Raw genomic sequence first — 17,001 nt, 5'->3', positions numbered from 1 at the left:
AAAACCTCCATTCTTCGAGTCTGTATACTGCGCCCTCGTCTTGAACACTGAGGTCGCTGCATGCCATCCGTTATTTCCACCGACGTTTTGATTGTCGGCGCTGGTGTCGCCGGCCTCTGGCTGAACGCGCGCCTGCGCCGCCAGGGTTTTTCGACCGTGTTGGTGGAAAGCGCCACCCTCGGTGGCGGGCAGAGCCTGAAGTCCCAAGGCATCATCCACGGCGGCGCCAAATACGCGCTGCATGGCGCCCTGACCGGCGCCTCGGAAGCCATCGCCGACATGCCGCGCCGCTGGCGTGAAGCCCTGGCCGGTGACGGTGAACTGGATTTGTCCGGTGTGCGCCTGTTGTCCGAAGCCCATTACCTCTGGTCCCCCGGCACAATCGCCGGCAACCTCACCAGCTTCTTCGCCAGCAAAGCCGTGCGCGGCCGTGTCGATCAGGTCAAGGGCGATCAACTGCCGCCAGCCCTGCAAGACAAACGTTTCAAGGGCAAGGTCTATCGCCTGGCAGAACTGGTGATCGACGTGCCAAGCCTGATTCAGCGCCTCGCCGACCTGGCCGGTGACGGCTTGCTCGCCGGGAAGACGATCGAGCCGTTGCTGGACGCTGGCGTTCTGGTCGGCCTGAAAGTCGACGAGCGTGAAATCCGCGCCCAACGCATCATCTTGAGCGCCGGTGCCGGGACGGCAGCGCTACTCGAAGCCCTGGGGCTGACCAAGCCCGCCATGCAACGTCGACCGCTGCACATGATCATCGCCAAAGGGCCCAGCCTCAAACCGCTGTACGCCCACTGCCTGGGTGGCGGCACCAAGCCGCGCATCACCGTGACCACCCATCCGGCCGCCGATGGCCAATGGGTCTGGTACCTGGGTGGCGATATCGCCGAGGCCGAAGGGGTTGCCCGCGAACCGGCCGAGCAAATCGCCACCGCGCAAAAAGAACTCGGCCAATTGCTGCCATGGATCGACTTGAGCACCGCGCAATGGGCGACCTTGCGCGTGGACCGCGCCGAACCGCTGCAATCGGGCCTGACGCGACCGGACAACGCCTTCCTTGCCGAAGAAGGCCGTTTGCTGGTCGGCTGGCCGACCAAACTGGCGCTGGCGCCGGACTTTGCCGACCGTGTCATCAGCTCATTGCAACGCGACGGCATCCAGCCAAGCCATCCCGCGCCGCTGCCCGAGTTGCCGAAGCCGCCGATGGGCGTCCCGGCCTGGGAGCAACTGCTGCCATGAGCCAACCGACCCTGCACGACTTGCATCGCCCGCTGGGCAGCACCGGCCTGATGGTTTCGCCCCTGGGTTTGGGCACCGTCAAACTCGGTCGCGATCAAGGCGTGAAATACCCCAACGGCTTCCAGATCCCCGACGATGACGAAGCGCGCATGCTGCTCAAACTCACGCGCGACCTGGGCATCAACCTGATCGACACCGCCCCGGCCTATGGCCGCAGTGAAGAACGACTCGGCCCGTTGTTGCGCGGTCAACGCCAGGACTGGGTGATCGTCAGCAAGGTCGGCGAAGAGTTTGCTGACGGCCTGTCCCGCCACGATTTCAGCGCCGCGCATACCCGGCTCTCGGTGGAACGCAGCCTGCAACGCCTGGAAACCGATTTTATCGATCTGGTGCTGGTGCACTCCGACGGCAACGACCTGGCGATCCTCAACGACAGCGAAGTCTACGCGACCCTCGCCGCGCTCAAGGCCGAAGGCAAGATTCGTGGCTATGGTTTCTCCGGCAAAACCGTCGAAGGCGGTTTGAAGGCTCTGGAACAAGGTGATTGCGCGATGGTCACCTACAATCTGAACGAACGGAACGAGAAGCCGGTCATTGACTATGCTGCTGATCACGGCAAAGCCATCCTGGTCAAAAAAGCCCTCGCCAGCGGTCACGTCTGCCTGAGTCCAGGCGTGGATCCGGTGCGCGCCAGTTTCGAGTTGTTGTTTGAACATCCGGGTGTGGCCAGTGCTATTGTCGGGACCATCAATCCGCTGCACCTCGCCCACAACGTCGCGACCGTTGCCCAGGTCCTACGTAGCAACTGATGCCGCCCCACGCGGCCTTAAGCAGGAGCCGACATGCCGCGTACGCTCATTAGAAAGAACCCGAGCAACTTCAAGACCCTGCCGTTATTCGTCGAAGCGACTCCCGAAGGCCTGAGTTATCAAAGCGTCGGGATGCCGCTGAATTTTTCCCAGACGTTGCAACGTCGCCGCCCGGTGACGGTGGCTGACAGCGAACGGTTCGCCGTGGAGTTGGCCAATCTCGGGGTTTCGGTGCGCCTGACCCTGCATTGGCAGAATCGCGATTACTGGGTGTTGGTACGTCAGCGTCGGCAAGACCGTGGCGATGTGGTGCTCAAGCTGATCTCCGGTTACGTGCCGGCCCACGAACTGAACCTGCCGCTGCACACCGCCATCCAGGAGATTGCCGAAGAGTGCCTGCTGGAAACGCCGGAAGGCTGGCTCGGCGGGCGTTTCAACGACACCTGGCTGCCGGCGCCCTACTCCGCCGCGCTGCACTATCGCGAGGCGTTGCCGTTTCGGTTGACGCCGCTATCCGGCTCGGCGCGGCCGGTGCGCTGCGCCAACCTGCAGTTGATCGAACGACCGCGCGCCTACGTGCACCTGCCGACTGCGTCGCTGCAACTGATCTATGACTTGCGCCTGGACGTGCCCAAGGAAGCCAAATCCCTGAGCCTGTTTCATGTCGACGAACGACTGGAGGGCGATCAACTGGTGGCCCGCCTCGACCGCAAGCGTCCCGACTTGTACCTGATGCCGTTGCAGGACGGCCAGCCGATGGCCGAGTTGTATACCCTGAAAAAGGATCACCTTTACCCGGCGAGCACACGCGGCTTGTATCTGGCAGAGAGCTTTGCCCAGCAGCAAGGCTGGCTGGTGCGCGATGAGCGGATTCGCTGGAAGGATTGGGTGCGCCAGCAAGGCTTGAACCCGCCGGGGAAAGATTCCGGTTTGGCGCGGTTGCGCGGGAAGGCGAAGCAATTGCTGAAAAAGATCGTGCCGCGCAAGAAGGTCAGTTCCTAAAAACCCAGCATGCGTACACCTAACCCTGTAGGAGCTGGCTTGCCAGCGATGGTCGTTAACGATGACGCGTGTCTACTGAGTAAACGCGGCGCCCTTGAGCCCATCGCTGGCAAGCCAGCTCCTACAAAAGTTTGGTATCACTCGGACTTGCGGATTTTCTCGACTATTGCGGTAGTCGAGCTGTTTTCCACCAGCCCCAGCACTTTTACCGTTCCGCCATACGCCGTCACGATGTCCGCACCGACGACCTGGTCGATCCCGTAGTCCCCGCCCTTGACCAGCACGTCCGGCTTGACCTCGCGCAGCAGGTTTTCCGGGGTGCCTTCAGGGAAGCTGATCACCCAATCCACCGCACCCAGACCTGCCAGTACCGCCATGCGACGGTCGACGCTGTTGATCGGACGACCCGGCCCTTTCAGGCGGCTGACCGAAGCATCGTCGTTGACCGCAACGATCAGACGATCGCCTTGAGCGCGCGCCTGTTCGAGGTACGTCACGTGGCCGGCGTGCAGGATGTCGAAGCAGCCATTGGTGAAGACGATCTTCTCTTTATGCGCACGCGCATCATCGACCGCCAGCAACAACTGCTCAAGACCCAGCACACCGCGCTCGGAACCTTCTTCACGCTGGATGGCGCGACGCAGTTCCGGGGCGCTGATGGCAGCCGTACCGAGCTTGCCGACAACGATGCCTGCCGCCAGGTTGGCCAGGGCCACGGCGTGAGGCAATTCCTCGCCCGCGGCAATCGCCGCCGCCAGGGTGGAAATCACGGTATCGCCGGCACCGGTCACGTCGAACACTTCACGTGCCCGAGCCGGCAGGTGCAACGCCGGATGATCCGGGCGCAACAGGGTCATGCCGTGTTCGCCACGGGTCACCAGCAACGCGCCGAGGTCGAGGTCGTGCATCAGCTGCGCGCCCTTGCTCACGAGTTCATGCTCATCGGCGCAACCGCCGACGATGGTCTCGAATTCGCTGAGGTTCGGAGTGATCAGGCTCGCACCCCGGTAGATCGAGAAATCCTTGCCCTTGGGATCGGCCAGCACCGGAATGCCACGGGCACGGGCGGCCTGGATCAGCACTTGATGATTTCTCAACGCGCCTTTGCCGTAGTCGGACAGCACCAGCACCTTGATGCCTTCGAGCAGTTCATCGACTTGCTCGCTGAGCGCCAACGCGTCGGTGGCGAAGGGTTCTTCAAAGTCGATACGCAGCAGTTGCTGGTGACGGCTCATGACCCGCAGCTTGACGATGGTCGGCTGGTGCGCGATGCGCTGGAACAACGCCCGTACGCCAGCGCCCTTGAGGCTGTTGGCCAGGCTGTCGGCGGCTTCATCGTCGCCGGTCACGCCGACCAGCGAGGCTGGCGCGCCGAGGGCGGCAATGTTCAGGGCAACGTTCGCGGCACCGCCCGGGCGGTCCTCGATTTGCTCGACTTTGACGACGGGTACCGGCGCCTCAGGGGAAATCCGTGAGGTACCACCATGCCAGTAACGGTCGAGCATGACATCGCCGACCACCAAGACAGGGGCTTGATCGAATCGCGGCATGGACAACTTCATGGAGCAACCCACATACAGAATGAACAGGGGCGGGATATTAACACAGGGTTGGCGTGGGCTTGTGTGGCGGCTGCAACGGGATGATTTTGCAGGGTTTATTGCTCATTTATTGAGCAATAAACCCGATAACCGCCGGCAAGCGTCTGCCATCTCCAGCGTTTGCGTGTCGATTTCACACTCGGCGCACAACGGTGCCTCGTAGGGGCTGTCGATCCCCGTGAAATCCTTGATCCGTCCTTGCCGGGCCGCCCGGTACAAGCCTTTTGGGTCGCGCTGCGCGCATACCGCGAACGAGGTGCTCACATACACCTCGATAAAATCGCCCTCGGCGAACAGCCGTCGCGCCGCATCACGCTCGGCCCGAAACGGCGAAATCGCCGCAACAATCACGATCAGGCCGGCATCGACCATCAGCCTCGCCACCTCGGCCATGCGCCGGATATTTTCCCGACGACATTCAGCCCCCATCCCCAGGTCACGGCACAGACCGGCGCGCAGATTGTCACCATCGAGCACAAAGGTATGCCGCCCGAGCTCGTTGAGTTGCAGCTCCAGAGCATTGGCCAGCGTTGACTTGCCCGCACCGGACAACCCCGTCAGCCAGAGGCAGCGCGGCCGCTGCGATTTGATTGCGGCACGGTCGTTGATCGACAGCGACAACGCATAAGGCCTGATCCCGGGGACTGACATCGACAGCGCCTCATTCATAACCGAGCATCTCGTAATCGCGCTGGTACACACGCCGTACCAACCGGCGGGTGCGTACCGAGCAGAAGTCACGGGCAGGCGCCGTGCGCCGCTGCTGCGAGCTGTTGATGTGCGGCAGCGGCACCGCGTCGCCCACCTGCTCGCACACGCGCTGAAAGTCGCGCTCCAGATGCTCCTGATAGCCAATGAAATCCAGCGCCAGATGCCCGAAGGAATCGGTGAGAAAATCCGTTTGCGCAGCGAAATGCAGCTGCCGCTGGATCGTTTCCGGGTGCAGCCAACGTGCGACAAAATCGTCGAAGTCGCGGTAGTGGCTGACCAGTTTTTGCGCGGGCCGGTCGCGCAGGCTCAGCTCGTTGCCCCGCAGAAAAGCGTAGGCTGAGTACGCCCTTTCCAGCGGATCGCGAACAAAAGCAAACTTGAAACTGTCGGCAAACTGCTCGGGAAATTGCTGTTCGTACCAGTACAAGGGCAAGTGCCCCGGGCTCCAGCCATCGAACAACGCCGCACAGACGCTGCTCCCGGCGCATTTGGGGACGTGAATGAACAGGCAGGAACGCTGTGTGAAAGGCTGGGGATAGCACAGGTTGGCCGACATCGACCGATTGACCACCTGACGGTCCACGACCGACAGACGCCCCAGCAAGAATTGCCGTTGCGCCTTGGGCAACAGCTTCCAGAGATAACGTTGCAACATTGCAGCACCCGCGCGAAGGGGATGGCCCCCTCGATTGAAGTCAAAGTTCGTTCAGGAACCTTAACAAGCGCGTTGCCGAGATTTATTCAGGTTTGGTCAAGAAAGGTAAAGGTCTGGATACAATTCACCGGACGCATTGCACGTCGATGAGCGCGAGGGTGAGCCAGGCTCACCCTCGCGTCGGGTCAGGCGATGTTTTCTGCCGGTGCATCGAGCCCCATCGCATGCAGGCGCGAGTAGTAGCCGTTTTGCGCCAGAAGCTGGGCGTGGGTGCCGCGCTCGACAATTTCCCCATGGTCCATGACCAGGATCAGATCGGCCTTCTCGATGGTCGACAAGCGGTGAGCGATCACCAGCGTGGTGCGACCTTTCATGACCTGATCCAGTGCCGCCTGAATGTGCCGCTCGGATTCAGTATCGAGCGCCGAGGTCGCCTCGTCGAGAATCAGCAACGGTGCGTTCTTCAACAAGGCCCGGGCAATCGCCAGACGCTGACGCTGACCACCGGACAGCAACACGCCGTTTTCGCCGACCTGAGTGTCCAGGCCTTGCGGCATTTGCGAGATGAAGTCCATCGCATAAGCGTCCGCGGCGGCCTTTTCGATGTCTTCACGCGGTGCGCCGGCAAGGTCGCCGTAGGCAATGTTGTTGGCGATGGAGTCGTTGAACAGTGTCACATGCTGCGTCACTTGCGCCACATGCCGACGCAGATTACGCAGACGGTAATCTTCGATTTCTACGTCATCGAGCAGGATTTCGCCGGTTTCATGGTGATAGAAACGCGGAATCAGACTGGCCAGGGTCGACTTGCCGCTGCCGGAACGCCCCACCAGCGCGATCATTTGCCCCGGCGCCGCGGTGAAGCTGATGTTCTTCAGCACTTCACGGTCGGTACCTGGGTAAGTGAAGCTCAGGTTACGCACTTCAAGGTGACCGCTGACGCGATCGCGCTCGACAGTGCCGGTGTCGATCTCAGGCTCGACGTCCAGTTGCTCGAAAATGCTTTCGGCACCGGCGACGCCTTTCTGGATGGTCGAACTGACTTCCGACAACTGGCGAATCGGTTTCGGCAACAGGCCGGCGGCGGTGATGTAAGCCACCAGGTCACCTGCGGTGGCATCGCCGCGCAGGAACAACACGAGGAACATCAGCACTGCCATGGCGGTGTAGATCACCAACTGCAGCATCGGCGTGTAGACCGCGCCGGTCTTGGTCATGCGCAATTGCTTGTCGGTGTTGCCCTGACTGGCTTCGGCAAAGCGCCGCTCTTCATAGCTTTCACCGCCGAAGCTGCGCACCACGCGATAGCCCTGAATGGTTTCGGACGCCACGTGTGTCACGTCGCCCATCGCCACCTGGATCTTCTTGCTTTGCTTGCGGAATTTCTTGCTGGCGCTGCTGACCATGATCGCGATGATCGGCAGGATCGCCAGCATCACCAGGGTCAGTTGCCAGTTCATCCACAACAGGTAGGCAAACAGGAACACCACGGTCAGGCCTTCGCGAATGACCACTTTGATGGCATCCGTGGCAGCACCGGTGACCATGGTCACGTTAAAGGTGATACGCGAAATCAGGTGCCCGGAGTTATGGGTGTCGAAATAGCGGTTGGGCAAAACCAGCAATTTGTTGAACAGCTCGACGCGCAGGTCATGGACCAGACCGAGGGAGACCTTGGCCAGGTAATAGTTGCCCAGGAACGACCCCAGGCCTTGCCATGCCGCGATCAGGATGATCAGCAGCGGCACGGCCATCAGCAACTGCAAGTCTTTTAGGTAGGGAACATTCGGGAACAGCACCGCTTCCGGGTTGCTCAAGCCGTCGACGAAGTATTTGAGAATCCCGGCCAGCATCGGCTGTGTCGAGGCAAAAATCACGAAGCCAATGATACTGATGGCAAACAGGCCCCAGTACGGGCGCACATACGACAGCAGGCGCAGGTAAATCTTCAAGCTCGACGGCGCAGGCGAATCAGGGCTAGTCATGAGAACCCGTTGTATGAGAAAAGAGCCCGCGAGTGTAACACAGGCCATTTTAGTCGCTGAGCTGCGGTAATATGGCCGGCTATCCATGCCTCACGGCGTCGACCCCGGAGTATTGATGCAAGCGCTTGACCACACCCGATACCTCGCCCTGCGCGAGGGTGCACAAGTCCTTGAAGCGGATGGTTCGGGAGACAAGGTGCTGCGGTTGACGGACGGCTCGATCCTCAAGCTGTTCCGCCGCAAGCGTCTGTTGACGTCGGCCGCCTGGTATCCGTACGCCAAACGTTTTGCCGACAATTGTGATGCATTGCGTGAACGGCACATTCCCTGCCCGTCGATTCGTCAGGTCTACCGCATCGCGAGTATCGAGCGCGATGCCGTGCACTACGATCCGTTACCGGGTCAGACCCTGCGCCAGTTGCTGGACGACGAAGGCGACGCTGATCCGCTGCGCGGCCAGTTGGGGGCGTTCATGGCGACCCTGCATGAGCGAGGGATCTATTTCCGCTCGGCGCACCTGGGCAACATCGTGCTGACGCCCGAGCATCAATTGGGTTTGATCGACATTGCCGATATGCGGGTCTATCGCCGTCCGCTGCGCAAGACCCTGCGGCTGCGCAACTTCAAGCATATGGTGCGTTACCCGCAGGATCGCCAGTGGTTGCTCGACGATCGCGGTGAGGTGTTCATGCAGAATTATGGCCAGACCCAGAGCGTTTGCTCTGCGGAAGAATTGAGCATCGCCCTGCAAAAATGATCTGGACACCTTCGCCTCCGGGGAGGAGGCGAAGGTCAGGCATTACGCCAGTGCCTGGCGTCGCGCTTTCAATACACGCGAGAGAATCATCGCCGAAGGCAGCAACACCAGTGGCCACAACTCGTCCGGGTTGCCGATCAGCAAACTTCCATCGAAGTTCAGCATCACCAACGCACACGCCAGGTAAACACCCCACGCATCGCGCAGACGCCAGGCTTGCCACAGCGAAGCCACCATCAACCCGACAAACAGCAGCAACGCCACCGCACCGCCGTAAAGCCCCATGGCCACGAAGATATTGTGCGGATGCTGGATCGGCATCGTGCCATCGAGCAACTGTTCAGTATGGAAACCGATGCCGCAGCCCAGCGCCCAACCGCAGTTGCGCCACTCGCCGATCATGATGTGGAAGATTTCGATGCGGTACGAATCACCCCGGTTCCACAGGGACAGGAACCAAAGCTCGTTGTGCACCATCCAGAACAACAGACCGAGAATCACCAGGCCAACCGCCATCGCACTGCCCACCAGCCGCGGCTTCTTGTAAAGCGCGTAAAGCAGCCAGGCGCCCAGCAGGAAGGCTCCGCCCACCAACGCGGTGCGTGTCTGCATGACAAAGACCACGGCGAACACCGCCAGGAAGACAGCCAGGCCACCTTCGATCAGCCTCCGCTCCTTGACCCACATCGGCAGCGCCAGCCCCAATGCGCAGAACAGCCAGATACTGGCATAGATGACATTTTCCAGACGCCCTGGAAGCAGTCCGACACGGATGCCGACGGCATACTCACCGGTCACCCAGGCGTAGATCGCCGAACTGAACACGTACAACGTCAGGACCCAGAACTGCGCACGAACGAAGGCCGAGCTGCGGAAAAACTGTGGATTGGTGAGGGCGCCCACGACCATCACGAACATCAGCACATAGAAAATGTGCTTGAAGAACTGCGCATGTCCGGCAATCGTCGCCGGAACCAGAAACCACAACAGGAAAGCCAGCCACCCCAGCGCCAACGGGAGCTTGAACAGGCCTGCCCCGCGCTCCTTGACCAGAAAGACCAGCCCAGGCAAAACCATCAGGCCGTAATACAGGTTGTTGGTCCACTTCGAAGACCAGCCCACCACAAAACTCAACAGGAACAAGCAAAGTGCTGCCCCGAAGTACGACGTGATGGTGATTTTTCCTGGCTTCATGCCGCTAAATTCCATTGACTACCCAACCTATTGCCACACCAAGAATCAGGGCCACGACCAGCTTGATTCGATCGAGACGTTTACGCCTTAACTTGTTTTGCCGCTCCTGTGGAACCACCACGTGCTCACCGAAACCGGTGTGCAGTACCGCGTCGTTCTCCAGAATCAGCGCATAGCGGTTTTCGCCGGCATACAGGCGCGACAGGTCTTTCTCTCCGGAAAAAGCGGAGTACGGTGCATGAATCAGGTAATCGGCACGGCGTCGCAAGCCCGGGTTCAGGGAGAAGCCCTGCCAGTCGGCCTTGTGCGAGCCCAGCACATAGAAAGGAATGCCGTGGCTGACTTTGCGCTCGTTCAAAAACACATAAGGACTGTGAACCTTGAGGTCATGATTGAAGCTGCGCAGCCACACCTGCAAGGCTTGCGGATCTTCTTCCAGCAAGCATTGGGACTCTTCGATAAAGCCTTCGCGGTAGAAGTCCCAGTCATCTTCGCAGTGGAAAATCCACGAGGTCTGCACCTCGGCATAGGCCGCATCGATGGATCGTAGCTGCCCCAGTCGCGGATTGTTGATGAAGAACCGGGTATGCGCCCGCCAGTGCTCCGGAATGCAGGCCTCGACGGCGCTGTCGCCGGAGTCCTCGGTAATGAATACCTTGCGGATGGGAGCCGTATTGAACCGGTCAAACGTCTCCAGGGTTCGCTTCAACAGATCGAAGCGACCGCAACTGGTGATGACGACCGAAATGTCGCTAGTCTCGCTGAACAGCATTTATTTACACCGCTCCATTAGTGGTTTGACCGCCGGCTTCACAGCCCGAGCGTTAAGCGTATTTTTTCTTTCCAGCCCAGCGGAACGTGCTCGCGTAGCGGCGCGCGCAGGGCGTCGACAATCGCATGCCCAACGGCGCGGAAGGTGTAACGCTGCTCTACCAGAGCCTGCCCGGCCAATGAAATGGACTCGGTCAGTTGCGGGGACTCACGCAACACCGCGAGTTTTTCCCTCAATTCATCGCGCGTTCGATAAAGCACAATGTTGTGCATATCGACAAAGCCCAGTGCGCGATTCTCTTCTTCGCCCTGATCGTAAGCAAACAACACACAACCACAGGCCATAGCCTCGAAATTCTTGATCATGTATTCGCCCATGCCGACATCGGCACTCACGAAATAACGGATCCGGCTCAACGTCTCGCAGTATTCCTCACCCGACTTGGTGCGCGTGATCAGCAGGTTTTCGACTTCGGCCACGGACTCGAGCATCGCCCTGCGTCCGGCATAGGCAACACTGTTCAGGCTGCCGACGAAACCCAGCTCGATGTCACGTTCACGCTGACGGTTCTGCAACAGCGCCTGATCGTAGCCCTTGGGCACGAAATGCGCGTCAAAGCCTTCTTCGCACAGGCGCTGGCTGACCATGTAACCCGAGCTGATCACCCGCGCCCAGGGCAACTTGCGGTAATGGGCGCTGAACTTTCCGGTGTACTTGCACGGAATGTAATTCTGGTACGCATCGTGTTCCAGAATAACCAGATTGGGCAGGGTCTGTATGAACCTCACCTGTCTGATTTCTTTTTTGAAGCGCAGGAAGAACACGATCCGGTCATAGCGAGAGACATCTACGTGCTTGCGAAAGTAGCCACGCAAGTCGTCCTGTTCCTCACTGGTCAATTCGCGCTTGTCACACTCGCACTGCTCAGCGATACCGTCATACAGCCGGTCGAGGATCGCTCGCTGCTCTTTCTGCACCAGAAACAGAACTTTCAATTGGTCTCTCTCTTTCCCGACAGCTCATGGACCCAGAATAATTCATGGCGTCGCACCGCTTTACGGAAGAACTCGTTTTCGCCGAAAGCCGGCCATTGCCTGGCAGCCAGGCAACGTTGTATCGCCCGGCGGAGTAAACGCTTGAGGGGAAGTCGCGGCTGAAGGTCGTGCATCATGCCCAACGACATGGCCTTGTGCCACTGTTTTTCGGTCGACAGGCAAAGCGACCAGGGGCGCAATGGCTCTTCGGCACTGATCTGCGGAGGCATCGCCACACCCGCACCGGCATCGCCCATTGGCCAGCGATCGTTATCGTGCAGGTGATTGGCGTAATGCAACAAAGTCTCGGGCTGCCAGGCTGTACCGCCCAGCGCCTGCATCACTGCTTGTTGCGAACACAGGTGGTCCGGGTGCGGGTCAAAGCGCGGATGCGGCAAGACAATGACCTGGGGCTGAATGCGCTCGATCAGCTCTTTCAGGTCGGCCAGCAGGTTGTTCCAGGACGGCACGCCATCCACATCACTGCCCAGGGCGAACGGATTGAATCGGCGAAAATAGCGGGTATCGTCCAGTTGCGCCTCGCGGGACAACACGGCCTCGGCCGGCGCGTTTTGCATGGCTGGCAACTGCAGACAGAAGTAGCCCAGCTGGACACAGCGCTCCTGGGGTACGCCGCCCCACAATGGCACGCTGATACTGTCCCAGGCGCGAAGCGATCCTTTCAACCGGGATGCTTCGACGCCTTTGAGCCCCATCTGCTGATAGTGTTCGGCCTCGATTTCACCGGCAGTCAACGTCACGATCCAGCTTTCGCTGGCACTGCTGTACAAGCCGAACGCGGCCAATTCGGCATCGTCGGCATGGGGCGCGATCACCATCACCCGCCGATTGCTGTAGTCCGGATGTTCAAACGCCCAAAGTACCGGTTCGCCGAGCAATCGGCAGAAACGCCCGCGCAGACGCAGCTCGCCTTTGGACAGAACCTGCGCCTGGCCGCTGAGGTTGAGGTAACGCAGACCGTTCACACCGCGCTCAAAGACTTGCCGGTCCGGACTGTCGCCACCCGACAACTCCACTATCGGGTCGAGAAAGCGCCCCAGCCAGGTGCTTTTGATCCGTAACGCCAGCACCAGGGTCGCGTCGTCCACCAGCATGACGCCGTCATCCAGCCGCAAATGCTCACCGTCCAGGTGAACCTTGGGTTGTTGGGTATAGGGCGGAAAGCTGTACTCGTAATCGTCTTTGGGCGAATAAAACAAATGGTCGGCAAACCATGCTTCGTGAGCGATCCAGCCCAGGACCGCCAGAATCAGCGGCAACCACCAGGCCACCAGCACGCCGATGGCAATCAACAGCACCAGCGCGACCAGCAGGCCGATGCGTTTCTGGCGCCGATGGCGCTTGAGCAATTGCTGTTTACGGCTCATGGATTGGCTCATACGGTGAAGACTGGCACAGGATTGCACCAGCGATCCTTGTATTCACGATCGGCGCGACCGAAGGAGAAGCGCAGGGGCTTGTCCAGCGCTCGCGCATGCTCCCAGGCACTTTGCGTATTGAGAAAGCTCAGCACGCTGCCAGGGCTGAATTCACGGGTTTGCGGGTCCACGCCACCATTGATGTACTCGACACTGATCCATTGCGGCGCTTCGACGCGGTAAACCAGTTGAATCGCGATTGGCGCGTCGTTGAGGAAAATCACCGAGCCAATCAACAAATCACGCAACAACTCGATCACTTCGCCCATGCGCTCGGCACCGGTGGCCGCAAAGCCCCAGCGACGCTGAAACAGGTCGCAATAAATCGCGGCCAGTTCTCGGCTGGAAAACTCGCTGACCGGCCGCACCACGCCGCCCGCCTCCTCCAGCAAGCGCAATTCGCGGCGCTGGTTGTAGCGAAACTTCTTCGACAGCTCTTCCGGAGTGCGGGCCATGGCCAATTGTTCAGCCTGCAACCTGATGCCTGCGAAGCGGCCTTCATTCAGTGCTGACAGATAACGGGCGCGATGGCGCAGGGGCGCTTGCGTATCAGCAGCGGCCGGCAGGATGAGCTCGGCATTGCCGAGGTCGAACAGGCCTTTTTTACCGTTGCGCTTGAGCACGTCCTTGGACAAGGCAAGGTCGCGGCCCCAGGTCGGGATGGCCGCCTGGACGTCACCGTTTTGCGCCCAGGCCAGATAGCGCACGGGAATGCCGGCCAAATGAGCCAGTCGTTCGACGACCATCGGATGCGTCGCGACGCTGCCGCCATAACGGTGCCAGGCCTCGGCGTATGTCGAGGCATCGACCACCGCCCAGCCACGCTCGCGCCAGCCTTGTAGTCGGTTGAGCATCAGCCCCTCGGCGCCAGTTCGGTAACGTGTGGCAAACGCCAGAAAGCATCGCGTACGGCACGGTCGGAGAAGCGCTCACGCAGGCGGTCGAGCATCAGCTCGGCGCACTGGCGACGTTGTTGCTCATCCATTGCGGCCAGATGGTGCAGCCCTTGAGCCAGGTGCCCGGCATCGCCCAACGGGAACAGAATGCCAACGCCTTCCACCACTTCCTTCGCGCCGCCACACGCCGTGGCGAGCAACGGCACGCCGGCAGCCATGGCCTCCAGCAACACCATGCCGAACGGCTCGTGATCGGAACTCAGGGCAAACACATCGAAGGCACGGAAATAACGCCGAGCCTCGGGCACCTGCCCAAGGAACAGTACGCGATCGCCAATGCCCAACTCGCGGGCTTGGGCCTTGAGGTCCTGCTCCAGCCGACCGGTACCCAAAATGACCAGTTGGCTGTTAGCCGGCAAACCCGGCAGAGCCGTCGCAAAACCTTCCAGCAACGTGGCCTGATCCTTGTCCGGATGCAGCCGCCCGACGTTGCCGACAACCCAGGCATCCATCGACAACCCCAGGGTTTCCCGGGCTTCACGAACGGACACCTGGCTGTCTTGCAAGGTTTGCACATCGATGCGGTTATAGAGCGTCTGAATCCGCCCGGCCGGCCATTTCGGCAAGCAACCGCGCATGTCATCGCGCACCGCGTCGGAAACCCCGAGCAGGCTCAGGCGCTTGCGGAAAATATGGGCGAAGAGCTTGCGAGTGCCGCGCTTGTAGTCATCAAACGCATGATGCACACCGATGACCGGCAACGAAGTGCCCAGCAAGGCGATGTAGATCGGCTTGAAACGATGAGCGATGCAGAAGCTGAAGTTGCGCGAAGCGGCGATCTTGCGCAGATCGCCGATGGCACCCAGCTTCAGGCCACGAATGGCCTTGGAGCTGTATTCCATGAACAACACTTCATCGGAAGCACAGCCCGCGGCAACCTCGCTGTCTGCAACCCCGGTCAGAAACACCGTGGTCACTCGATATCCGGTCCCCGCGAACAGGCTGGCGTACTGCCGGGCGCAGTCCAGAAACGGCCCGTCATAGCCGTGACAGAACTGCAGCACATGGCGTTCAGCCGAGCGTGTCATATGCGTCCGCGCCCTCTTTGACCACCAGGATGTCTTCCATGATCAGATACTGCAGGTCGGAGCCGAAGAACATGTTCAGGGCATCCGTTGGCGAGCAGATCATCGGCTCGCCACGACGGTTGAGCGAAGTGTTCAGCGACACGCCGTTGCCGGTCAGCACTTCCAGCGCCTTCATCATGTCGTAGTAGCGCGGGTTGTATTCGCGCTTGAGCACCTGGGCCCGGGACGTGCCGTCTTCGTGAACGACTTCCGGCACGCGGGTTTTCCACTCTTCAGCCACTTCGAAGGTGAAGGTCATGAACGGCGCCGGGTGATCGATCTTGATCATCTGCGGTGCGACGGTGTCGAGCATCGACGGGCAGAAAGGCCTCCAGCGCTCGCGGAACTTGATCTGGTGGTTGATGCGGTCAGCCACGCCGGTCGCACTCGGGCAACCGATGATCGAACGACCGCCCAAGGCACGCGGACCGAACTCCATGCGACCCTGGAACCACGCAACCGGGTTGCCATCGACCATGATTTTGGCAATGTTTTCCGGCATGTTATCGAGCTTGCGCCATACCGGCTTGCTCGGGTGACGGGCGCATGCTGCCAGCACGTCTTCGTTGCTGTACGACGGGCCGAGGTAGACGTGTTCCATCTTCTCGACCGGCACACCACGGGCGTGAGACACGTAAGCCGCCGCGCCGACCGCGGTGCCGGCATCGCCGGATGCAGGCTGTACGAACAGCTCTTTGACGTCGTCACGGGCGATGATTTTCTGGTTGAGCTTGACGTTCAACGCACAGCCGCCGGCGAAGGCCAGCTTGCCGGTTTCCTTGAGCACGTCGCCCAGGTAGTGGTCGATCATCTGCAACGCCAGTTTCTCGAACAGCGCTTGCATGCTCGCGGCGTAGTGGATGTACGGCTCGTCGGCGATGTCGCCTTCGCGCTTGGGACCCAGCCACTCGATCAGCTTCGGCGAGAAGTAGAAACCCTTGCCCTTCTCTTTATAACGGCGCAGGCCGATGACGTTGGCGTAGTCGGTGTTGATCACCAGCTCGCCGTTCTCGAACGAGGCCAGACGCGAGAAGTCGTACTTGCTGGCGTCGCCGTACGGCGCCATGCCCATGACCTTGAACTCGCCGTCGAGCATCTCGAAACCGAGGAACTCGGTGATCGCACCGTACAGGCCGCCGAGGGAATCCGGATCGAAGAATTCCTTGATCTTGTGGATCTTGCCGTTTTCGCCGTAACCGAAGAAGGTCGTGGCGTACTCACCCTTGCCGTCGATGCCGAGGATCGCGGTTTTCTCTTTGAAACCGGAGCAGTGGTAAGCGCTGGAAGCGTGAGCCAGGTGATGCTCGACGGGCTCGATCTTGATTTTCTTCGGGTCGAAGCCCAGTTGCTCCAGGCACCAGACGATCTTGTTGCGATAGCGCTTGTAGCGACGGTTGCCCATCAGGATCGCGTCGAGGGCGCGGTCCGGGGCGTACCAGTAACGCTTGGCGTAGTGCCAGCGCGCCTTGCCGAACAGGCTGATCGGTGCGAACGGAATCGCAACCACGTCAACGTCGGACGGCTTGATGCCCGCCTGCTCGAGGCAGAACTTCGCCGATTCGTATGGCATGCGGTTCTTTGCATGTTTATCGCGCACAAAGCGCTCTTCTTCAGCCGCCGCGACCAGCTTGCCGTCGATGTACAAGGCTGCGGAAGGATCATGGCTAAGGGCGCCGGACAGGCCAAGAATCGTCAATGCCACAGGGGTCTAGCCTCTTTAGTCTGCATGCAGGCGCAACGCGCCTCAAAAATTAATGTGCCCTCGCAAGGGGCGAGAGACAGC

At 60.3% G+C, this 17,001-nt stretch carries 15 protein-coding genes; 4 read left to right on the top strand and 11 right to left on the bottom strand.

Annotated elements, in window-relative coordinates:
• Nucleotides 1-60: 60 nt before the first annotated feature.
• The 3 genes from KGA97_RS05305 to KGA97_RS05295 are packed head-to-tail and all read left to right on the top strand — an operon-like array spanning nucleotide 61 to nucleotide 3,047.
• Nucleotides 61-1,236, top strand: coding sequence for an NAD(P)/FAD-dependent oxidoreductase (locus tag KGA97_RS05305; RefSeq protein ID WP_223480332.1), 1,176 nt, complete (start codon nucleotides 61-63; stop codon nucleotides 1,234-1,236).
• Nucleotides 1,233-2,045 (top strand): aldo/keto reductase, encoded by an 813-nt coding sequence (locus tag KGA97_RS05300; RefSeq protein ID WP_008040399.1) that lies wholly within the window; start codon nucleotides 1,233-1,235, stop codon nucleotides 2,043-2,045. Before KGA97_RS05305 ends, KGA97_RS05300 begins: the two co-directional genes overlap by 4 nt.
• Before the next feature lie 33 nt (nucleotides 2,046-2,078).
• Entirely contained in the window at nucleotides 2,079-3,047 is a 969-nt protein-coding gene (locus tag KGA97_RS05295; protein ID WP_008040396.1) for a hypothetical protein, read from the top strand.
• A 137-nt stretch (nucleotides 3,048-3,184) separates the two neighbouring features.
• On the opposite strand, the gene hldE is transcribed toward KGA97_RS05295, so the two are convergent.
• The 4 genes from hldE to msbA all read right to left on the bottom strand — a co-directional run bounded on the left by hldE (nucleotide 3,185) and on the right by msbA (nucleotide 7,999).
• Nucleotides 3,185-4,609, bottom strand: a complete 1,425-nt coding sequence (gene hldE, locus KGA97_RS05290; RefSeq protein WP_008040393.1) for a bifunctional D-glycero-beta-D-manno-heptose-7-phosphate kinase/D-glycero-beta-D-manno-heptose 1-phosphate adenylyltransferase HldE — start codon at nucleotides 4,607-4,609, stop codon at nucleotides 3,185-3,187.
• 102 nt (nucleotides 4,610-4,711) lie between these two features.
• The gene (gene cysC / locus KGA97_RS05285; protein WP_008040391.1) at nucleotides 4,712-5,317 is read right to left on the bottom strand and encodes an adenylyl-sulfate kinase; all 606 of its coding nucleotides are present in this window, start codon (nucleotides 5,315-5,317) and stop codon (nucleotides 4,712-4,714) included.
• Entirely contained in the window at nucleotides 5,310-6,014 is a 705-nt protein-coding gene (locus KGA97_RS05280; protein WP_008040389.1) for a sulfotransferase family 2 domain-containing protein, read from the bottom strand. The genes cysC and KGA97_RS05280 overlap by 8 nt, the downstream gene beginning before the upstream one ends.
• 185 nt (nucleotides 6,015-6,199) lie before the next feature.
• Nucleotides 6,200-7,999, bottom strand: a complete 1,800-nt coding sequence (msbA, locus tag KGA97_RS05275; protein WP_008040387.1) for a lipid A export permease/ATP-binding protein MsbA — start codon at nucleotides 7,997-7,999, stop codon at nucleotides 6,200-6,202.
• Between the two features lie 115 nt (nucleotides 8,000-8,114).
• On the opposite strand from msbA, the gene KGA97_RS05270 reads away from it, so the two are divergent.
• The gene (locus KGA97_RS05270; protein ID WP_008040384.1) at nucleotides 8,115-8,756 is read left to right on the top strand and encodes a hypothetical protein; all 642 of its coding nucleotides are present in this window, start codon (nucleotides 8,115-8,117) and stop codon (nucleotides 8,754-8,756) included.
• A 42-nt stretch (nucleotides 8,757-8,798) separates the two neighbouring features.
• Here the strand turns inward: KGA97_RS05270 and KGA97_RS05265 are convergent, their stop codons facing one another.
• Genes KGA97_RS05265 through KGA97_RS05235 form a run of 7 tightly spaced genes read right to left on the bottom strand, consistent with a single transcriptional unit; the run spans nucleotide 8,799 to nucleotide 16,920 of the window.
• Nucleotides 8,799-9,950, bottom strand: a complete 1,152-nt coding sequence (locus KGA97_RS05265; RefSeq protein WP_008040383.1) for an O-antigen ligase family protein — start codon at nucleotides 9,948-9,950, stop codon at nucleotides 8,799-8,801.
• Nucleotides 9,951-9,954: 4 nt separating this feature from the next.
• Nucleotides 9,955-10,722 carry a hypothetical protein gene (locus KGA97_RS05260; RefSeq protein ID WP_008040375.1) on the bottom strand — a complete coding sequence of 256 codons (768 nt, stop codon included), beginning with the start codon at nucleotides 10,720-10,722 and terminating at the stop codon, nucleotides 9,955-9,957.
• A gap of 38 nt (nucleotides 10,723-10,760) precedes the next feature.
• Nucleotides 10,761-11,717, bottom strand: coding sequence for a glycosyltransferase (locus KGA97_RS05255; protein WP_223480331.1), 957 nt, complete (start codon nucleotides 11,715-11,717; stop codon nucleotides 10,761-10,763).
• The gene (locus KGA97_RS05250) at nucleotides 11,714-13,144 is read right to left on the bottom strand and encodes a PIG-L deacetylase family protein (protein ID WP_223480330.1); all 1,431 of its coding nucleotides are present in this window, start codon (nucleotides 13,142-13,144) and stop codon (nucleotides 11,714-11,716) included. The genes KGA97_RS05255 and KGA97_RS05250 overlap by 4 nt, the downstream gene beginning before the upstream one ends.
• An 8-nt stretch (nucleotides 13,145-13,152) precedes the next feature.
• Nucleotides 13,153-14,049: an antimicrobial resistance protein Mig-14 gene (locus tag KGA97_RS05245; RefSeq protein WP_192226904.1), complete on the bottom strand. Its 897-nt coding sequence runs from the start codon at nucleotides 14,047-14,049 to the stop codon at nucleotides 13,153-13,155.
• On the bottom strand, nucleotides 14,049-15,179 hold the full coding sequence (locus KGA97_RS05240) for a glycosyltransferase (RefSeq protein WP_008040363.1): 1,131 nt from the start codon (nucleotides 15,177-15,179) through the stop codon (nucleotides 14,049-14,051). The genes KGA97_RS05245 and KGA97_RS05240 overlap by 1 nt, the downstream gene beginning before the upstream one ends.
• On the bottom strand, nucleotides 15,163-16,920 hold the full coding sequence (locus tag KGA97_RS05235; protein WP_008040362.1) for a carbamoyltransferase: 1,758 nt from the start codon (nucleotides 16,918-16,920) through the stop codon (nucleotides 15,163-15,165). The genes KGA97_RS05240 and KGA97_RS05235 overlap by 17 nt, the downstream gene beginning before the upstream one ends.
• Nucleotides 16,921-17,001: the final 81 nt, after the last annotated feature.

It is taken from the genome of Pseudomonas sp. BF-B-15 (assembly GCF_019946675.1).
Classification (GTDB): Bacteria; Pseudomonadota; Gammaproteobacteria; order Pseudomonadales; family Pseudomonadaceae; genus Aquipseudomonas; species Aquipseudomonas migulae.
The sequence above is the reverse complement of the archived record's forward strand: the minus strand, read 5'-3'. Positions and strand labels throughout refer to the sequence as shown.